Annotated in this window: 19 protein-coding genes; 3 read left to right on the top strand and 16 right to left on the bottom strand. The window is 56.4% G+C overall.

The genetic code is table 11. The features are described from left to right. Window positions 1-63: 63 nt before the first annotated feature. From Q5Y71_RS04250 to Q5Y71_RS04205, 10 genes are all read right to left on the bottom strand, one after another. Complete coding sequence (locus tag Q5Y71_RS04250) at window positions 64-465, bottom strand: hypothetical protein (RefSeq protein WP_306040366.1); 402 nt, start codon at window positions 463-465, stop codon at window positions 64-66. Between the two features lie 458 nt (window positions 466-923). Next, the gene (locus Q5Y71_RS04245) at window positions 924-1550 is read right to left on the bottom strand and encodes an anaerobic ribonucleoside-triphosphate reductase activating protein (protein ID WP_306040365.1); all 627 of its coding nucleotides are present in this window, start codon (window positions 1548-1550) and stop codon (window positions 924-926) included. A 4-nt stretch (window positions 1551-1554) separates the two neighbouring features. Beyond that, complete coding sequence (gene nrdD / locus Q5Y71_RS04240; protein ID WP_301414026.1) at window positions 1555-1722, bottom strand: anaerobic ribonucleoside-triphosphate reductase; 168 nt, start codon at window positions 1720-1722, stop codon at window positions 1555-1557. Beyond that, window positions 1715-3814: a ribonucleoside triphosphate reductase gene (locus Q5Y71_RS04235; protein WP_306040364.1), complete on the bottom strand. Its 2100-nt coding sequence runs from the start codon at window positions 3812-3814 to the stop codon at window positions 1715-1717. The genes nrdD and Q5Y71_RS04235 overlap by 8 nt, the downstream gene beginning before the upstream one ends. Before the next feature lie 288 nt (window positions 3815-4102). Next, the gene (locus tag Q5Y71_RS04230) at window positions 4103-4537 is read right to left on the bottom strand and encodes a GNAT family N-acetyltransferase (protein WP_301414024.1); all 435 of its coding nucleotides are present in this window, start codon (window positions 4535-4537) and stop codon (window positions 4103-4105) included. A gap of 1 nt (window position 4538) precedes the next feature. After that, on the bottom strand, window positions 4539-5795 hold the full coding sequence (locus Q5Y71_RS04225; RefSeq protein ID WP_306040363.1) for a cupin domain-containing protein: 1257 nt from the start codon (window positions 5793-5795) through the stop codon (window positions 4539-4541). 27 nt (window positions 5796-5822) lie between these two features. After that, the gene (gene purB / locus Q5Y71_RS04220; protein ID WP_306040362.1) at window positions 5823-7196 is read right to left on the bottom strand and encodes an adenylosuccinate lyase; all 1374 of its coding nucleotides are present in this window, start codon (window positions 7194-7196) and stop codon (window positions 5823-5825) included. A gap of 15 nt (window positions 7197-7211) precedes the next feature. Next, window positions 7212-7847, bottom strand: a complete 636-nt coding sequence (gene hflD / locus Q5Y71_RS04215; protein ID WP_306040361.1) for a high frequency lysogenization protein HflD — start codon at window positions 7845-7847, stop codon at window positions 7212-7214. 16 nt (window positions 7848-7863) lie between these two features. Beyond that, a complete protein-coding gene (mnmA, locus tag Q5Y71_RS04210; protein ID WP_306040360.1) occupies window positions 7864-9000 on the bottom strand; it encodes a tRNA 2-thiouridine(34) synthase MnmA in 1137 nt (378 codons plus the stop codon). Between the two features lie 46 nt (window positions 9001-9046). Further along, complete coding sequence (locus Q5Y71_RS04205) at window positions 9047-9697, bottom strand: pseudouridine synthase (RefSeq protein WP_306040359.1); 651 nt, start codon at window positions 9695-9697, stop codon at window positions 9047-9049. Between the two features lie 148 nt (window positions 9698-9845). On the opposite strand from Q5Y71_RS04205, the gene icd reads away from it, so the two are divergent. Then, window positions 9846-11096, top strand: coding sequence for an NADP-dependent isocitrate dehydrogenase (icd, locus tag Q5Y71_RS04200; protein ID WP_306040358.1), 1251 nt, complete (start codon window positions 9846-9848; stop codon window positions 11094-11096). 98 nt (window positions 11097-11194) lie between these two features. Here the strand turns inward: icd and cspD are convergent, their stop codons facing one another. Further along, window positions 11195-11485, bottom strand: a complete 291-nt coding sequence (gene cspD / locus Q5Y71_RS04195) for a cold shock domain-containing protein CspD (RefSeq protein ID WP_306040357.1) — start codon at window positions 11483-11485, stop codon at window positions 11195-11197. Window positions 11486-11769: 284 nt separating this feature from the next. Between cspD and clpS the strand changes: the two genes are divergently transcribed. Together clpS and clpA are read left to right on the top strand one after the other, a co-directional pair. Beyond that, entirely contained in the window at window positions 11770-12150 is a 381-nt protein-coding gene (clpS, locus tag Q5Y71_RS04190) for an ATP-dependent Clp protease adapter ClpS (RefSeq protein WP_306040355.1), read from the top strand. 134 nt (window positions 12151-12284) lie between these two features. Beyond that, window positions 12285-14564: an ATP-dependent Clp protease ATP-binding subunit ClpA gene (clpA, locus tag Q5Y71_RS04185; protein ID WP_306040353.1), complete on the top strand. Its 2280-nt coding sequence runs from the start codon at window positions 12285-12287 to the stop codon at window positions 14562-14564. 97 nt (window positions 14565-14661) lie between these two features. Here the strand turns inward: clpA and infA are convergent, their stop codons facing one another. From infA to Q5Y71_RS04160, 5 genes are all read right to left on the bottom strand, one after another. Next, complete coding sequence (gene infA / locus Q5Y71_RS04180; RefSeq protein ID WP_299943510.1) at window positions 14662-14880, bottom strand: translation initiation factor IF-1; 219 nt, start codon at window positions 14878-14880, stop codon at window positions 14662-14664. A gap of 126 nt (window positions 14881-15006) precedes the next feature. Further along, entirely contained in the window at window positions 15007-15726 is a 720-nt protein-coding gene (locus Q5Y71_RS04175) for an arginyltransferase (RefSeq protein ID WP_306040351.1), read from the bottom strand. Continuing rightward, window positions 15719-16438 (bottom strand): leucyl/phenylalanyl-tRNA--protein transferase, encoded by a 720-nt coding sequence (aat, locus tag Q5Y71_RS04170; protein WP_306040349.1) that lies wholly within the window; start codon window positions 16436-16438, stop codon window positions 15719-15721. The genes Q5Y71_RS04175 and aat overlap by 8 nt, the downstream gene beginning before the upstream one ends. Window positions 16439-16507: 69 nt before the next feature. Next, complete coding sequence (trxB, locus tag Q5Y71_RS04165) at window positions 16508-17452, bottom strand: thioredoxin-disulfide reductase (protein ID WP_306040348.1); 945 nt, start codon at window positions 17450-17452, stop codon at window positions 16508-16510. Between the two features lie 332 nt (window positions 17453-17784). Beyond that, window positions 17785-18948, bottom strand: a complete 1164-nt coding sequence (locus Q5Y71_RS04160; protein ID WP_306040346.1) for an acyl-CoA dehydrogenase family protein — start codon at window positions 18946-18948, stop codon at window positions 17785-17787. Window positions 18949-18953 lie beyond the last annotated feature (5 nt).

Below are 18953 nucleotides of genomic sequence, written 5' to 3'. Positions count from 1 at the left end.
GATTCTGAAAGCCCGCACACTCAAACGGTGGTGAGGACGGGGGGAGTCAGAGAAGGGGAGCGATCAAATACGCAGGCGCAGGGTATCGAGCCAGGTGCGGTTGGCAGGGTAGGGGAGGTGAGAGAGGAGGCCGGTGACTCTGGTTGGTGCTGGCGGGGCAAGAATCTGCGGCCACTGGTAAGTTGGCGGCGGCGCAAACTGCGGCAGTTCGGGTGTCAGGGGCGCTGTGGTCAGGGCTGCCTGGTGACCATCCAGAGGTGTTTTGAGGGAAACCTGAGCTTCATACTCGCAGCAGTCCATCGGGGGCTCGGAGTCTGCAACCGTATGATCACAGCAGCAGGCAGCCCCAGGTGCCGGGCGATCCATCATTTCACAGGCCAAAACAGCCTGCACCTGGAACATTAGCAGGAGCAGGGTGGCCAGGGAGGCCAGTTTGGGGCGAAATCTGGATGGAACCTGTTTCATTGGCAACCAATCATACAGTAAGGGACGCCATGGACAAAGTACCGGGGTGCGGGTTTTCCGACATGCACCACTTAGGATTACCTTAGTCGCTTCTCATGGCGTTGTCATGGTGCTCTGCGAGGTGCGTTGGCAGCAAAAGGACAAACGTACTGTTAGCCGCGACGTATCGTCTACTTGCGTATGGGTATCAATCACTTGTGAGCACCTTTTCATCCATAAACTGAAAACCCAGTGGGGCTGAAAAAGTGCTACAGCACCCTGGGGCCGACGATCCCGGACTACGGAGGTCGGGGAGAGCATGGCTTTTAACTTTTAGGCGGAGCTAGATAATATGGTGGTCGGGCACACCGGCAGATTGACTGCTGAGGCTTGCGCAAAGTGTGCCAAGCTGCCAGCCGGACCTACCGGAGCAGAGTGAGGAGCTTTGGCCAACCTCTAATGTGACCAAATCCTGGAACCTACTCCTGAAACTGAAGTGTCTGGTCCAGTGCCTGGGCACTGTTGCAATGCTGTATTTCCAGGCGGGAAATCCCAAGTAGCTGCAGTTTTTGACGGATCTGGTCCAGTTCGCTGTCGCTTGTGAGTCGGGAGTGGCGGGTCAGGCGTACCTGCAGGGGGATGCCGGCTTCTGCCAGGAATTTTGCACATTGCCAGGGTGTAGCTCCACTGTGGGCCACACCGGAAATAGCCGGGTAATTTTCCGGTAGGGCCTTGATATCAAGGCCGACCCAATCCAATCGGGGGATCAGGCGGCGCAGGCGGCGCGGGTAGATACCGGCGGTATGCAGGCCCACCTTGAACCCCAGTTTGCGTACTCCGGTCACGGCACCCTCCAGGGCTTCCTGAGCTGTGGGCTCGCCGCCGGAAAATACCACCGCATCCAGTAACCCGCGACGGTCGGCAAGAAAGCCCAGAAGCTGGTCCCAATCGTAGGCGCTGGGGGCACGGGCGGGCAGCAGATCGCTGTTGTGGCAGTAGCGACAGCGCCAGGGGCAGCCCTGGCAAAAGACCACTGCAGCCAATTCGCCGGGATAATCGATGGCGGTAAACGGCGTAAAGCCGCCGACTTGCAGGTGCGCATTCATGATTTTACACCGAGCCCGGTTTGCTGTTGGCTACAAAGAAACGGCGCTCCCGGTGTTCGGATTGTTTGCCGGGGTTCCAGAATGAGACCGGACGGTGGTAGCCCATCACACGGCTCCAGACCTCGCAGCGGGTGCGGTCTTTCTCTTTTAATACTGGGGCTTGTTTATGCATGGCATGTCTCCTTGGTAGTCAAGTGTGAATTGCTGCAGGAGCGTTGCTTATTTGCGAGCAGCGCCTCGTCACAGCGGGGGCAAAATTCGTGCTCGCCGCTCAGGTAACCGTGCACCGGGCAGATGGAAAAGCTGGGGGTTACCGTGATGTAGGGCAGGCGATAGTGCTGCAGTGCGCGCTGTAGCAGCCGGCGGCAACTGTCGCTATCTGGCAACTGCTCGCCCAGATACAGGTGCAATACGGTACCGCCCGTATACCGGGACTGCAGGGACTCCTGCCGGGCCAGGGCTTCGAAAGGATCATCGGTAAAGCCAACGGGCAGTTGTGATGAGTTGGTATAGTAGGGCGCTTCTTTACTGCCGGCCTGGATGATATCTGCGAATCGCTTGCGATCCTCACGGGCAAATCGATAGGTGGTGCCCTCGGCTGGCGTCGCCTCAAGGTTGTAGAGATGGCCTGTCTGTTCCTGGAATTCTGTCATGCGTGTGCGAATATGGTCCAGCAGCCCTTCGGCCAGATGGGTTCCTGTTTCAGTGACAATGTTCTCGCGGTCACCACTGAAATTGCGCAGCATCTCGTTGATGCCGTTTACCCCGATGGTGGAAAAATGATTGCGCAGAGTGCCCAAGTAGCGGAGGGTATAGGGAAACAGCCCTGCATCCATATGCCGCTGGATAATTTTGCGCTTGACCTCTAGTGAATCCCGCGCCAGTTCCAGCAGCCGATCCAGGCGGGTGACCAGGGCATCCCAATCGCCGCAGTAAAGGTAGCCGAGACGTGCACAATTGATTGTTACTACGCCGAGAGAGCCCGTCTGTTCTGCGGAACCGAACAGACCGTTACCGCGTTTGAGCAATTCGCGCAAATCCAACTGCAAGCGGCAGCACATGGAGCGCACCATATTCGGGCTCAGGTCTGAATTGATAAAGTTTTGGAAGTAGGGCAGGCCATAGCGGGCTGTCATGGCAAACAGGCGCTCTGCGTTGTCGCTGTGCCAGGGAAAATCCGCAGTGATGTTGTAGGTGGGAATCGGAAAGGTAAAAACCCGGCCGCGTGCATCGCCCGCGCTCATCACCTCGATATAGGCGCGGTTGATCAAGTCCATTTCTTCCTGCAGAGCACCATAGGTGAAGGGCATTTCCTCGCCTGCGATCACCGGTACCTGATCGCGCAGATCCTGCGGGCATACCCAGTCAAATGTGAGGTTGGTAAAGGGCGTTTGGGTCCCCCACCGGGACGGCACATTGAGGTTGAAAATCAATTCCTGCATACATTGGCGCACGGTGGCGTAGTCCAGTCGGTCCTTGCGCACATAGGGGGCCAGGTAAGTATCGAAGGAACTGAAGGCCTGGGCGCCAGCCCACTCGTTTTGCAGGGTTCCGAGAAAATTGACAATCTGGCCTACGGCGCTGGATAGATGTGCCGGTGGTGCGGATTCCACCTTACCCGGCACGCCGTTCAAACCCTCGTACAACAGAGTGCGCAGCGACCAGCCGGCGCAATAACCCGCGAGCATATCGAGGTCGTGAATATGTAGGTCACCATCTCTGTGGGCCGCGCCGATTTCATTCGAATAGACATGATTCAGCCAGTAGTTGGCAATCATTTTGCCGGCACTGTTCAGAATCAAACCGCCCAGAGAGTAGCCTTGATTGGCGTTGGCCGCGACACGCCAATCTGCCCGCTGCAAATACTCATTGATTGAGGTTTCCACATTCACCAGGGACTGCCGATCACTACGCAGTTGCTGATGCCGGCCCCGATAGGCAATATAAGCCCGTGCAGTATCCACATAATTGCAGCTGATCAGCACCTGCTCGGCAATATTCTGGATCTCCTCGATATCAATTGGTGCGCTGTCATCAAAGCGGTGGCCAATCACTTGCAACACCGATTGGGTGAGACGCAATGCTTCCTCTTCGTCATAAGCCTGGGTAGCGCGCCCGGCACGCAAAAGTGCACTGGTGATTCGCCTGGCATCGAAAGCCAGTGTGCGTCCATCGCGCTTGCAGACCAGAAAGCCTTCCGGAGTTGTGGTTGGGTGTGCTGAGCTGGACAGATTTTGGTTGGCGGGAGTGGCAATGCTCGTCATAGGCAGTCCTCAAAAACACTGCGCGAAGCATAGCGAGGCGCTTGGGGTAGCACTTGATCTGGATCACTATATATTGACTATAAAAAGCAATGCTGCACAATATATGGTGTTTTCTGCTTTTGAGCGGAGTTGTGGGTAGAGGCTGTAGTGCCCAGGGGGAAGTCAACCTGAAGCTTTAGGTGCCACTGTCGGCTGCAGGTTCGGTATGAGCTTGGATGACCAGCTACGCCTGGTGATGAGTGCTGCCTTTCAGGCCGGCAATCCAGCGCGTCAAGGGAAAGCTAATGGTCAGCCAGATAATGAATCCAGATCCCGCACCATCCTGATATGGGGGATATTCGCCTCTGAGAAAATGTCACCTTCGACAACAAAGCCAGACCGACTGTAAAACCCCTGGGCTTGTTGCTGGGCGTGCAAATAAACACGTTGGTGTCCAAGGTGTCGGGCATGTTCGCAAATGGTCTCAAGCAGCTGCGCGCCATACCCAAGGCCCCGTGCAGATTTTTTGATTGCTAGGCGACCGATCTTGCCACCTGCTGTCAGACGCCCAGTGCCTATTGCCACGCCATCTTCGAAAACAAGGAAATGCTGGGCGCTTTCTTCCAGGGTGTCCCACTCCAAATCGGCGGGTACTTTCTGTTCCCGCACAAACACAGTCTCTCGGATGGTGCGGATAGTGCTTCGCTCGCTATGCCAGTTAGCAGTGCGGACAACAATAGCCATATCAGAAATCCTCCGGGGGATAGATGAGCGTGCCCTGGGAAACCAACTGATCGATCAGGCCATCTGCGACGCCCAGTAGCGGGTAGTTGTCGATATCGCGCCAGTGGATCGTGCGGTTTGCAGTAAATTGTCTGGCAAAAGCAAGGGGCACAGGGAGGGCTTCCCCATCTACAAACAGCGTTGCAGGCTGGCGACAAAAGGCGCAGCGCGATGCAGGATTCAGTACCAGCGACAGTCCCCGGCGCAGTTGTTTCCGCCAGTCGGCAGCGCTGTCCGCATCCAGGGCTACGATATCTGGATATTTTGCCTCGGTCATCACTGCACCGAACCACTGGGTGATTTTCTCCGGCTGTTGCAGCCAATGGCCTATCTGTTTTTGCAAACGTACCACTGAGGCCGCGTCAATTTCAGCGGGATTTCCTGTGGGCTCTATGCCCGCATCGGTGTAGCGCATGCTGTCTGGCAATCCCGTTGCGATTTCGCTGGCGAGCTCTTCGAGTATCTCGGCGGCAGAGGGCGCACGAAAGCCGATGGAAATTGTCGTGCAGGCGCCTTCGGCAATACCCCAGTGGCTGTATTGCGGGGGCAGGTAAAGCATATCGCCCGGTTCCAGTATCCAGCGGTTTTCAACTTCGAACGTGCTGAGGATATTGAGTGGTGTGCCCGCCAGCCGCGGCTGGGTTTCATCGACTTTGGGCCCCTGCTGCCAGAGGCGCTTGCCCTCGGCTTGGAGTAGAAACACATCATAGTGGTCGTAGTGCGGACCCACGCTGCCCTGGTCGGCGGCATAGCTGATCATCACATCGTCAAGGCGCCAATCGGGGATAAAACGAAAGTACTCTTTGAGTTCGGCTATTTCAGATAACCATTGATCGGCGGCCTGAACCAGTAGGGTCCAGTGGGTGCGGGGCAGGGAGAGGAAGTCCGCCTCGGTGAAAGGTCCTGTGCGCATTTGCCAGGGTTCGTTTTCCCCCTGTTCCATTACCAGGCGCGATTCCACTCTTTCTTCGAGAGCCATGCCCGCCAGCATTTCAGCGGAGATTGGGGATTTGAAATCGGTAAAAGCGTTGCGGATCAGCAGGGGTTTTTGCTGCCAATAGTCGCGCATAAAAATGTCGATCGGCATTTCACCGAGATGGGTCAGGGGGCTGGGCATGGGAAACTCGTTATTGAAAACCAAAAGTGCACCGGCGTTCTGTTTCCGGTCATTGCCCACTGGAAGGCCCGGAGCGCGCAGGCAGTGTCTCCATGCGGCCACCTGCCGGTGGCCGCAGTCGGGGCTTGGTTAAAGCTTGCGAGCCTGTTCTGCGGCATTTCCGGTATAGGTGGCCGGAGTCAATTCCAGCAGGGCACTCTTGGCTTCGGCAGGAATCTCCAGGCTTTCAATAAATGTTTTCAGGGTTTCACGGGTGATGCCCTGGCCGCGCGTGAGGTTCTTGAGCTTCTCGTAGGGTGCCTCAATATTGTAGCGGCGCATCACGGTCTGAATGGGTTCCGCCAGTACTTCCCAGGCATTGTCCAGGTCTTTTGCGAGGCGCTCACGGTTGATTTCCAGCTTGCCCAGGCCCTTTGTGGTGGCGGCATAGGCGATGGCGGAATAGCCGGCACCAACACCCATATTGCGCAGTACGGTAGAGTCAGTCAGGTCGCGCTGCCAGCGGGACAAGGGCAGCTTGGCGGCCAGGTGCTGCAACACGGCGTTGGCCAGGCCTAAATTGCCCTCGGAGTTTTCGAAGTCGATGGGGTTGACCTTGTGCGGCATGGTGGAAGAGCCCACCTCGCCGACAACCACCCGCTGTTTGAAATAGCCGAGGGAAATGTAACCCCAGATATCCCGATTGAAATCAATCAGGATGGTGTTGAAGCGTGCGATTGCATCGAACAGTTCAGCGATATAGTCGTGTGGCTCGATCTGGGTGGTGTAGGGGTTCCAGGTCAGGCCCAGGGAATTTACAAAGGCTTCTGCATGTTGTTCCCAGTCGACCTCCGGATAGGCGGACAGGTGTGCATTGTAGTTACCTACCGCGCCATTGATTTTACCCAGCAGGGGTACCGCGCGGATTTGATTTATCTGACGGCGCAGGCGTGCAACCACGTTGGCGAGCTCCTTGCCCACGGTGGAGGGGCTGGCGGATTGGCCGTGGGTGCGCGACAGCATGGGCACGTCGGCAAAGTGTTGGGCAAGCTCGGCGATTTTGTCCACGAGGTTGTGCATTGCTGGCAACAGGACATTTTCGCGCCCGGCGCGCAGCATCAGTGCGTGGGCAAGGTTGTTGATGTCTTCTGAGGTACAGGCGAAGTGGACGAATTCGCTGACTCCGGCCAATTGTACATTGCTACGGATTTTTTCCTTGAGGAAGTATTCGACGGCTTTTACGTCGTGGTTGGTGGTGCGCTCGATCTCTTTGATACGCCGGGCATCTTCCAGGGAGAAGTTAGCCACGATGCGGTCGAGCAGCTGGTTGGCATCGTCGTCGAACTGCGCTACTTCGGTGATTTGCCTGTGCGCGGAGAGTTGCTGTAGCCAGCGTACCTCTACTTCAATGCGGGCGGAAATCAGGCCGTATTCGCTGAAAATAGCGCGCAGAGGGGCGGTCTTGCTTTCGTAGCGGCCATCAATGGGGGATACCGCTGTGAGTGCGGAAAGCGCAACGGTCATAGTCAATCTCCGGAGCTAGTGATTTGTGGATTCGAGTTGTGCGATCCAATCATTGGTCGCATGCAATAGCCTCTTGCGCCGAAACAGCAGGTGCAGGCGGCGACCGCCTAGTTGTCGCCACAGGGTTGCGGCACGGATGCCGGCAAACAGCATGGAGCGGATCTGGTTGGCGATGCGCTGCTGCTGCAGGTAGTTAAAATCACCGAGTACCTGAATGCGGAAGCGAAAGGTGCCGAGGGTATCGCTGTAGATACTGGCCAGGTTTGAAAACACATTTTCGTGTGTCGGGGCGAAATGCTCGGCCTGGGCTTTGGCTTTTTGCAGGCGGTTGCCGATGATGGAAAGGAGTGCGCTCTTTTTGCTGAGCTGCCGCTGCAGATAGAGTATAGAAAGCGCATACCGAAGGCAGTCGGTATATTCTGGATGCTGACGCGACTGTAACAGTTGTCTTGAAACCTGCAGGCCCGGCAGTAGATTGGCGGCACCGCCAAAGACAGTGTCGGTGTGGTCGGGATTGAGCTGAAACAGGCTGAACACACCTGTTTCCAGCTGTGTCTGTGGGGCCGTGCCGGTCTTTGCCAGGCGCTCTACCAGTGTTGCAGCTTGAAATATTCCGGCCAGTGCCAGAGCCTGATCCCGCCAGTTATTCAAAATCGCTCCTTAGTGCTTATTGTTTTTTCGACACGGCAGAGCCGGTGCCGGTGGCTTTTTCTATCACCGCACCGCCAAGGCAAACTTCGCCATCGTAGAGTACCAGTGATTGCCCTGATGTTACGGCGCGCTGTGGCTTATCAAATGCCACAATCAGGTCACCATTTTCCTGTACCTGCACTGTGCAATCCTGGTCTGGCTGGCGGTAGCGGGTTTTTGCCTGGCAGCGGAATGTTTCACCGGGTGCAGCACCATTAATCCAGTGTGTCTGGGTTGCTTCCAACCCTGTGGCATAGAGCAGGGGGTGGTGTGCACCCTGTACAACGATCAGCACATTGCGCTGCAGGTCTTTGCCTACCACGTACCAGGGGTCCTCCCCGCCACCTTTGACACCGCCGATACCCAGGCCCTGTCGCTGGCCAATGGTGTGGTACATCAATCCCGCATGGCGCCCCATGAACCTGCCTTCTGGCGTTTCCATATCCCCAGGCTGTGCCGGCAGGTACTGTTCCAGAAAATCCTTGAAGCGGCGCTCGCCGATAAAACAGATACCGGTGCTGTCTTTTTTGTTGTGGGTGACAAAACCGTTTTCCTCAGCAATATGCCGCACCGCGGGCTTTTCCAGCTCTCCGAGCGGGAAGAGGGCGCGGGCAAAGGCCGCTTCTTCCACCGCGTGCAGGAAATAACTCTGATCCTTGTTGCCATCCAGCCCCTTGAGCAGATAGGTGCGCCCCTTGATATCGCGACGGCGCGCGTAGTGGCCGGTGGCAATGGCATCTGCGCCCAGTACTTCTGCGTATTCCAGAAAGGCTTTGAATTTGATTTCGCGATTACACAGGATATCCGGATTGGGCGTACGCCCGACCTTGTATTCCGCCAGGAAGTAGGCAAAGACATGATCCCAGTACTCAGCAGCAAAGCTGGCAGTGTGTAGATGGATACCAAGCCTGTGACAGATGGCCTGGGCATCAGCCAGGTCGGCTCTGGCGGTACAGTAATCGGTGCCGTCGTCTTCGTCCCAGTTCTTCATAAACAGGCCCTCCACCCGATAGCCCAGCTGGATCAGGCGCAGTGCGGCTACGGAGGAATCGACACCGCCGGACATACCGACAATGATACGCTTGGGCTGCTTGCTGGGTGTGGAGTCAGACATAGAGGGATTGCCGCTACCTCACTGGAAGAGAAAAAAGGGGCGAATTTTACCTGTGAAAACGCCTCGGACCAAGACCGCTTGGATTTTCCGCTAGGACTTGCCGCTGTCGTTGCGGGGGAATACGCTTTTGCCCGGGCTTTGAGGGGGCCTGATTGACGGTGAAAATCTCCTCTATTCGGTACTCTCCGGGTTTGAGCGCGCCGAGATGCCAGCGGCCGATTGCCATACGCACCAGACGCAGGGTGGGGAAACCGACAGCTGCGGTCATCCGCCGAACCTGGCGGTTGCGGCCCTCGCAAATGGTCAATTCCAGCCAGCTGGTGGGAATGGACTTCCGCTCCCGGATCGGCGGTGTGCGCGACCACAGTTTAACATCGGACAGGCGCCGGGTCCTGGCCGGCGCAGTGCGCCCCTCTTTGAGCAGTACGCCACGGTCCAGAGCCGTGAGCGCATCAGCACTGATTTTCCCTTCAACCTGGACCCAGTAGGTTTTTGCCACCTTTTTCTTTGGGTGGCTGATTTGGTGTTGCAGCGCGCCATCGGCTGTGAGCAGCAGCCCTTCCGAGTCAAAATCGAGCCGGCCGGCGGGATAGATATCCTTTTTGCGGACGTAGTCTGCAAGCGTGGGGCGGCCCTGGCTATCCGTAAATTGACTCAGGACGCCGTAGGGTTTGTTAAGAAGAATGAGCATGGCCATGACAAAAATCCGGTATTGTAATCCAACTACAAAAAGAGGCCGATGCTGCTATAATCCCGCCGTTTTTGTCCGGGCCCGAGGGTGCCGGGGCAGTGATGCAAGCAATGCTGGGCCTAAAAAGTCACAGAATTTAGGGAGTTTACGCAATATGGGTCATATCCAAGTGCCGGCAGACGGCGAAAAAGTTACAGTCAATGCCGACGGTTCTCTGAATGTTCCGGATCGCCCGGTGATTCCCTTTATCGAGGGCGACGGCATCGGTGTGGATATCACCCCGGTCATGCGCAAGGTGATCGATGCTGCAGTAGAGAAGGCTTACGGTGACGGCAAGAAAATTGCATGGATGGAAATCTACTGTGGAGAAAAAGCGGCCGAGATTTACGCGGGTGACTGGTTCCCGGCCGAAACCCTCGCCGCGATCAGAGACTATGTTGTCAGCATCAAAGGCCCTCTCACCACTCCGGTAGGTGGGGGGTTCCGTTCCCTGAATGTCGCTCTGCGCCAGGAGCTGGACTTGTATGTCTGCCAGCGGCCGGTGCGCTGGTTCAGCGGCGTGCCCTCTCCGGTAAAGGAGCCGAACAAGGTAGATATGGTGATCTTCCGGGAGAACTCCGAAGATATCTACGCCGGTATCGAGTGGAAAGCGGACAGTGACGAGGCGAAAAAAGTCATTAAGTTTCTGCAAGACGAGATGGGCGTTAAGAAAATCCGTTTTCCGGAGCACTGTGGTATCGGCGTCAAGCCGGTCTCTGCCGAAGGCACCAAGCGCCTGGTGCGCAAGGCGATCCAGTATGCCATAGACCAGGACCGCGATTCCGTTACCCTGGTGCACAAAGGCAATATCATGAAGTTCACCGAGGGCGCCTTTGCAGATTGGGGCTACGAACTGGCGCGCGATGAGTTTGGTGCTCAGCCTCTGGACGGGGGGCCCTGGCATAGCTTCAAGAGCCCGACAACCGGTAAGGAAATCATTATCAAGGATGTGATTGCAGATGCCATGCTGCAGCAGATCCTGCTGCGTCCGGCGGAGTATGATGTTATCGCCACTCTGAATCTGAACGGTGATTACCTGTCCGATGCCCTGGCTGCTCAGGTGGGCGGAATCGGCATTGCACCGGGAGCCAACCTTTCCGACGAGGTCGCGTTGTTTGAGGCTACGCACGGCACAGCACCCAAGTACGCCGGTCAGGACAAGGTAAACCCTGGCTCTCTGATCCTGTCTGCAGAAATGATGTTGCGTCATCTGGGTTGGAAGGAAGCGGCAGATCTGGTTATCAAAGGTATGGAAGGCGCCATCGAGGCCAAGACGGTTACTTACGATTTCGAACGCCTGATGGAGGGCGCCGAGCTGAAATCCTGCTCCGAGTTTGGTGGCGAAGTTATTAGGCACATGACCTAGATTAGCGCCGGACTGGCCGTCCGGGCGCCGGTTGCAGACAAGCCCTTCACTGGCAGGTGGAGGGCTCTTTTGCCTGAGGGTATAGCCGGGTAGGGCGTCTAATCCAGCGCCTCGGCTTCCTTTTCTCTGAGTGCTTCAGAAGGTACCGACTCAGTTTCGTGACTTACTGGGCTGGAGTCCCCCGCAGGCACAGTGGAAATATTGGTTGCGTGATAACCTTTATCGCCTCGAATGATATCAAAAGTGACCTGTTGGCCAGCTTTCAGGGTTCGATAACCCTCCATCTGAATTGCGGAGTAGTGTGCAAAAAGATCCTCCCCTCCGTCATCCGCCAGAATAAATCCATATCCCTTGGCGTTATTGAACCACTTCACGGTACCGGTAGGCATAGCGAACTCCCTCTAATTGCCCAGGCGGCCCCCTGGCCACCGTACAGAGTTTTATTTTTATTTGAACTACGAATGAATCGGCTGCGATCCTGACTGCTATTAATGGCTGCGAATGAGGCAGACAGTACCTCTTGTAGTCAACTGGCGTGAGAATGTCAAGAAACCCAGTTGGCCACTGCGGTATTCCTGTGTCGATGGTTAAATAAGGTTACAATGGCAGGTCATTAGTGTTTGTGCAGGTGGCAACGTCCGGGCTCGAAAGAAAGAATGCATTGATGATTTTTATGAGTATTACGCAAATCATTAAACTAAATACCAGTGAAAGGGGGGGAGACCTCGAGGATCGCGGGTTCTCAGGCGGTGGGCTCGCACTGGAAGAAACGCCACCAAAGTTAAAGCGGCCCCCGATGTACAAGGTGGTGATGCTCAATGATGACTATACCCCCATGGACTTTGTGGTTGAGGCTCTGGAGCGGTTTTTTGGTGTCAATCGGGAGCGTGCCACGCAGTTGATGCTGCAGGTACACACGCGGGGAAAAGCAGTGTGCGGTGTCTATACTCGGGATATAGCGGAGACAAAGGCCGCCCAGGTCAATCAATTCGCCCAGGAGAATGAACATCCATTGCTGTGCGAGATTGAGGCGGATGAAAGTAAAGACCAGTGAGCTTGAACAGAGCTGCCTTTGAACTAGGGCCCCGTCACCTGAAAGGAATCAGCCAGGATACAGACGCCGGCAAAGGGTGCGCGCCAACCAGCGGAGTCGGCGGGAACTATTGGCGATTACGGTTTGAGGTTTAAATGCTCAGCAAGGACTTAGAGGTAACGCTTAATCTGGCGTTCAAGGGTGCGCGCGCAAAACGGCACGAATTCATGACCGTAGAGCACCTGTTGCTGGCACTTTTGGACAATGAATCGGCAGCCGATGTATTGCATGCCTGCGGAGCCGATCTCAGTGCGCTGCGGCGTGAACTGCTGGAGTTTGTGGATTCCACCACCCCACTGATTCCCGAGGCCGATACCGACCGCGAAACCCAGCCGACACTCGGGTTCCAGAGAGTCCTGCAGCGGGCCGTTTTCCACGTTCAATCCTCCGGCAAAAAAGAAGTAACCGGGGCCAATGTCCTGGTGGCGATCTTTTGCGAGCAGGAAAGCCAGGCTGTTTACTATCTGAAGCAGCAGAGTGTTGCGCGCATCGATGTGGTCAATTACATCACTCACGGAATTTCTCGTGTCGGTTCCAGTGGCAACAATCACCACCACAGCCCCGATGCTGCCCCAGAGCAGGTCGACGAAGAGATTGGCGGTGGTACCGAAGCCGGTGGTGCGGACCCTCTGGGAAGCTACGCCACCAACTTGAACCAGGAGGCTATTCTAGGCCGTATCGACCCCCTGGTGGGGCGCGGCCCGGAGGTGGAGCGGGTTACCCAGGTGCTGGCACGCCGGCGTAAAAACAATCCATTGCTGGTTGGCGAGTCCGGCGTCGGTAAAACGGCTATCGCCGAAGGACTTGCCCGGCGCATTGTGGATGAGGATATTCCCGAGCCCCTCAAAGAGAGTACCATCTACTCACTGGATCTCGGTTCTTTGCTGGCCGGTACCAAGTACCGTGGGGATTTCGAGAAGCGCTTCAAGGCACTGTTGGCCGAACTGAGGAAGCGTGAGCACGCGGTGCTGTTTATCGATGAGATCCATACCATTATCGGTGCCGGAGCAGCCTCTGGTGGCGTAATGGATGCCTCCAACCTGCTTAAACCACTGCTCTCCAGTGGCCATCTGCGCTGTATCGGCTCCACCACATTCACGGAGTATCGCGGTATCTTCGAAAAAGATCGCGCCTTGTCCCGTCGCTTCCAGAAGATTGATGTGAGCGAGCCAACCGTGGAGGAGACGGTGCAGATTCTGCAGGGGCTTAGGAGCTGCTTCGAGGATCACCACAAGGTGCGTTTTACCGAGGCGGCTCTGGAAGCGGCGGCGCAGCTTTCCAGCCGCCATATCACCGAGCGTTTTCTTCCGGATAAGGCCATCGATGTCATCGATGAGGCCGGCGCCTACCAATCGCTGTTGCCCCTTGAGGAGCGCACAGAGATCATCGGCGTGGGTGAAATTGAGTCGGTGATCGCAAAAATGGCCCGTATCCCGGCCAAGAGTGTTTCTGCGTCGGATAAAGAGCAGCTGTCCAAACTCGACGATAACCTCAAGATGGTGGTTTTTGGCCAGGACCGGGCTATCGAGGCACTCAGTACCGCAATCAAGCTCAGTCGTGCGGGCTTGGGTGCCGAGGAGAAACCGATAGGCTCCTTTCTGTTTTCCGGCCCCACCGGTGTCGGCAAGACCGAGTTGTGCCGGCAGTTGGCGAAGGTGATGGGCATTGAACTGATTCGCTTCGATATGTCGGAGTATATGGAGCGGCACACGGTTTCCCGCTTGATCGGGGCGCCGCCAGGCTATGTGGGATTTGACCAGGGCGGCCTGCTGACCGACGCTGTTACCAAGCATCCCCACAGCGTGGTTTTGCTGGATGAAATTGAAAAAGCCCACCCCGAGGTGTTTAATCTACTTCTGCAGGTGATGGATCACGGCACCCTCACGGATAATAATGGGCGCAAGGCCGACTTCCGCAATGTGATCCTGATTATGACCACGAACGCCGGCGCCGAGTTGATGAGCCGCCGCTCAATTGGTTTCTCCAGTCAGGATCATTCCACGGATGGTATGGAGGAGATCAAAAAAATATTCACCCCAGAGTTCCGCAACCGCCTGGACAACGTTATCCAGTTTGCTGCCCTGCCACTAGATGTGGTGAAAACGGTGGTAGACAAGTTGATTGTCGAACTGCAGACGCAACTGGATGATTCCCGGGTGACCCTGGTTGTGGACGATGAGGCTCGCGAGTGGCTGGCCGTACACGGTTACGATGAAAAAATGGGAGCCCGCCCCATGTCCCGCCTGATTCGCGACAAGTTGCGTAAACCCCTGGCCGAAGCCGTTTTATTCGGTGAGTTGGCGGAAGAGGGAGGGCGTGTGAGAGTGACGATAGAAAATGATGAGTTGGCAATAAAAACCGCCGTGCCCGCCTGATTGTCGATGGATGCGCCATTGCAACAAAAAAAGCCACCTGTGGTGGCTTTTTTTGTCTGGTCAAGCTGCCGGAAAGGCGCTTTCACCAATGCGCAGATTAGCGCGCCCGGTAGGTGATACGCCCCTTGCTCAGATCGTAGGGGGTCAGTTCCACCTTAACCTTGTCACCGGTGAGGATGCGAATATAGTTTTTGCGCATTTTCCCCGAGATATGTGCGATGATCACATGTCCGTTTTCCAGCTTCACTCGGAAGGTGGTATTCGGCAGAGTGTCAATCACCTCGCCTTCCATTTCAATATAATCGTCTTTTGCCATGCGGCAGCAACCTTAAAATATCTTGATCTGACCTGTACCCCGGAGACACTCTGGCCTAGCCGCGGTTCGACGGGCGAGCATTTTGCACGAAAAGATGCGCTAGAGCAAAGGGCGCGTCTGATAACGCTAGCGGGGTTTCAGTCTCCAGCGGTTCTCCACGAGCATTTCTATCGGCTGGAACTGGCTTTTGTAGGCCATTTTATGGCACTGCCCAATCCAATAGCCTAAATAAAGGTTGGAAAGGCCGAGTCGTCTTGCCCACTCAATCTGGTAGAGAATACAGTAACTGCCCAGGCTTCGCCTGTCCTCCTCCGGATCGAAGAAAGTATAGATGGCGGACAGGCCCGCGGTGAGCAGATCGGTTACAGTCACAGCGACCAGTTTGCCCCGAGCGCGCAATTCGAAATAGCGCGTGGCGCCCCAGGCCTGGCACAGGAAATTGCGATATTGCTCGCGACCGGGGGGGTACATCTCACCGTCGGCGTGGCGCTGTTCAATATAGCGTGCGTAGAGCGCGTAGTGCTCATCGGTGTCGATGGATTCAATATGGAAGATATCCAGGTCCCGGTTGCGCTTCCAGCAGCGGCGCTGATTGCGGCTGGGGACAAACAAATTCACCGGTACCCGCGCTGGGATGCAGGCCTTGCAGGTGGCGCACTGGGGGCGGTACAGGTAGGCGCCGCTGCGGCGGAATCCCAGCTCCGAAAGGTGGTTGTATAGACGTTGATCCACCTCGGTCTGCGGGTCTACAAATACCGTATTGGCTTCCCGGTCCGGCAGGTAGCCACAGGGGTGGGGCAGAGTGGCCAAGAGGCGGACTGAATCCAACTGAGAGTATTTACCCATAAGTCCACGAAAGCTTCCAGGGCTTTGCAAAGGCGGGTTGTTTCAGCCCGCTTTTCAGCAAGTGTTCGAAATCCCTGCGATAGATCTCCACTGCCCCCCAGCTGGTCAAGTGAGGACTGCCTACCTGGCAGTCGATCAACGGGCAGCCCCACAATTCTAATTGCCGAACCAGGTGAACAAAAGCGACTTTGGAGGCGTCTTTCTCACGGTGAAACATCGACTCCCCGAAAAATACACGGCCCAGGGCGATACCATAGAGTCCACCAACAAGATCACCATTGCGCCATACCTCCACAGAGTGGCTGAGACCGAGATGGTGCATGTGGATAAATGCCCGGCGCAGCCTGTCGGTAATCCAGGTACCCTCCCCGCTGGCCCTCTGGATGCGGCAGCCATCGATAACAGATTCGAATGCTCGGTCAAATGTGACCCGGAAGGTTTTGCGGCGCAACACTTTCTGCAGGCTGCGGCCCACACGGAATGCCTGCGGAAAAACCACGCAACGGGGGGAGGGGCTCCACCAGAGGATGGGTTGGCCGTCCGAGTACCAGGGAAAAATCCCCCGCCGGTAGGCAGCCAGCAGCCACTCGGGGGTCAGGTCCCCCCCCGCAGCCAGCAACCCGTTGGGATCCGTCAGTGCTGCTGCTGTGGACGGGAAGGCGATATGCTGGTCGTCGAGCCACACCAAGCGTTGGGTACGACTCCCTGCCATGGTCTGACTCCTGTTTGTGGGGCTACACAATACCCGGAGGCCTGTCAGCCGGGTATCGGGGTTGCTTTGCTATTGCGCGTCCAGGAAGCGCTCGGCATCCAGCGCCGCCATACAGCCAGTACCGGCAGAGGTCACCGCCTGGCGGTAGATATGATCGGACACATCGCCTGCGGCAAAAACGCCTGCGACAGAAGTCTGGGTGGCATTCCCCTCAAGGCCATTGCGGACAATGATATAGCCACCATGCATCTCCAGCTGCCCCTCAAACATGTCGGTATTTGGCTTATGGCCGATGGCGATAAAGACGCCGGAGACATCCAGTACCCTGGCGGAGTTGTCCTGTGTGCTGCGCAGACGCAGGCCGGTAACGCCATTATCATCGCCCAGAACTGCGTCCAGCGTGTGCTGCCAGCAGACAGTAATATTGCCGTTTTGCACTTTTTCCATCAGGCGATCCTGCAGAATTTTCTCTGCCCGAAGCTGATCGCGGCGGTGGATGAGGGTCACTTCGCTGGCGATATTGGACAGGTAAAGCGCTTCTTCTACAGCGGTATTACCGCCACCAACCACGGCTACTTTCTGATCGCGGTAAAAGAAACCATCGCAGGTCGCGCAGGCGCTGACGCCGCGGCCTTGATAGGCCGCTTCCGATGGCAGCCCCAAATACTGGGCAGAGGCACCGGTGGCAATAATCAGTGCATCGCAGGTATAAGTCCTGTTGCCCTGCAGTGTAAATGGCCGTTGCTTCAGATCCACTGATTCGATGTGATCAAAAATAACCTGGGTGTCGAAGCGCTCCGCGTGCGCCTGCATCTGGACCATCAGGTCGGGTCCCTGCAAGTCCGCAGCACCACCCGGCCAGTTTTCCACCTCTGTAGTCGTGGTCAATTGTCCACCCTGTTGCATACCGGTGATAACTACAGGTTTTAGATTTGCACGGGCTGCGTAGATCGCAGCGGTGTACCCGGCGGGGCCCGAGCCGAGAATGATCAGTCGATGGTGGTTGCTACTCATGAAGTACTCTTAAAAATTCGTCGGTGTGCAAGGGAAACAGTGAGCCAGAAGCTCACCAGGTTGTTTGTTTTTTAATCGGAGAGGCTGTCAGTTTGGGCCGTATAATAGGCGATAGGAACCTGTGGGCGAAATAGTTTGGCTTAATTTGTTCCATTGGCAAGCGCTATGTGAGGGTGGATGTGGATTGTCGATTGCGATCTGAGTGGGAAAATAAAGCCCATAATCCGGCCGAGCAAATGCTTTATAGGTTGTCCGGCCGGGGATACTGGCTGCAAGTACCCGCCGGGCATTTGTCGCTGGGCGAAGTCAGCTGCGCTGAGTGTGAGAACCCCCTAAATCCCCATCTGCCTGGAAGCCAAATCCCGCATGATTTCCTCAGAGCCACCCCCGATTGCATTGACCCGTACCTCTCGATAGATGCGCTCAACCCGACCACCGCGTATATAGCCGGCGCCGCCGAGCACCTGCATGGCTTCCCGGGCACAGTACTCGAGGGTTTCTGTGGCCTGAACCTTGAGCAGAGCGACTTCAGCCACTTTGAGTTGCTGTTGCTGTTCAGCCCAGGCACAGAGGTCCAGATAGGCCTGGGTGGCATTGATGCGTTGCAGCATCTGTGCGAACTTGTGGCGGATCACCTGGTGACTGGCGAGGCATTTACCGAAAGTCTCCCGGGCCTGGGCCCATTCGATCGCATCCTGCAGGCAGACACGGCTGTATTCCATACAGGAAGCGGCGATACCCAGACGTTCATGGTTGAAATTGTGCACTATGGGCAGGAAGCCTTGGTTTTCAACGCCGATTCTATTGTCTGCGGGCACGCGGACCTGGTCAAAGAAGATACTGGCGGTATCTGAGCACCACCAGCCCTGCTTTTTGTCCAGTAGCTGCCGGCTGACCCCCTGTGCGTTCGCCGGTATCAGCAACAGGGAGATACCGTCAAAACCCTCGCCGCCGGTGCGCACGGCAGTAGTAAACCAGTGGGCCCGCATACCACCGGTAATATAGGTTTTTTCCCCATTTACTATGTAGCTGTCGCCATCGCGCACCGCGCGGCATTGGAGATTGGCCACGTCAGAGCCGGCACCGGGTTCGGTGACAGCCAGGGAGATTTGTCTGTCGCCGCGCAGTACCGCCGGTATCACCGCGTCTTTCAGAGCATCGCTGCCATAGTGCAGCAGGGGGGGCAGGGCGATACCATGTACCATCAGGCTGGCATAGAGACCACCGGCACCGGTGCGCGCCAGTTCCTCGGCGGCAACAATCATATGAAAGGCATCCGTCTCAGTACCGCCATAGCACTCGGGGTAGCCCATTTGCAGCAGGCCCACTTCGGCAGCCTTTTCCCAGAGTGTCTCCGGCAGCAGGCCCTGCTCGTCCCAGTAGGTGATATGGGGCTGGATTTCCCGCTCGACAAAACGACGCAATTGGTTGCGCCACTGCCGGTGGCTCTCTCCGTAGAAAGGGCTGGCCATACGGGTGGCATCGATATCGTACACGGTGG

It is taken from the genome of Microbulbifer sp. 2205BS26-8 (genome assembly GCF_030731025.1).
GTDB classification, from domain to species: Bacteria; Pseudomonadota; Gammaproteobacteria; order Pseudomonadales; family Cellvibrionaceae; genus Microbulbifer; species Microbulbifer spongiae.
Note: the sequence above shows the minus strand (reverse complement) of the source record. Positions and strands in the feature narration are given on the sequence as shown.